A 250-nucleotide genomic window follows, 5' to 3' on the forward strand; every position below is an offset into this window, starting at 1 on the left:
CGCGCTCGCTCAACCCTAAGCTGATCGTGGCCGACGAGCCGTTCTCCTCTCTCGACGTGTCGATCCAGGCCCATGTTGTCAACCTGCTGCAGGAGCTGCAGCGGGAGATTGGCATCGCCTTCGTCTTCATCGCGCGAGATCTGTCTTTCGTGCCTCACTTCTCCCAGCCCGTCGCGGTGATGTACCTGGCCATGGTCGTCTAGATCGCCGACCGCGACTCGCTCTACAGCCGCCCGCGCCTCCCGTACAC

Annotated in this window: 1 pseudogene; it reads left to right on the forward strand. The window is 63.2% G+C overall.

The window, feature by feature from the left end:
- A pseudogene (locus C7C46_RS33965) lies at positions 1–203 on the forward strand (dipeptide/oligopeptide/nickel ABC transporter ATP-binding protein); the annotation flags it as partial.
- Between the last annotated feature and the right edge of the window lie 47 nt (positions 204–250).

The organism is Streptomyces tateyamensis (assembly GCF_003205575.1).
In the GTDB taxonomy this organism is placed as follows: domain Bacteria; phylum Actinomycetota; class Actinomycetes; order Streptomycetales; family Streptomycetaceae; genus Kitasatospora; species Kitasatospora tateyamensis.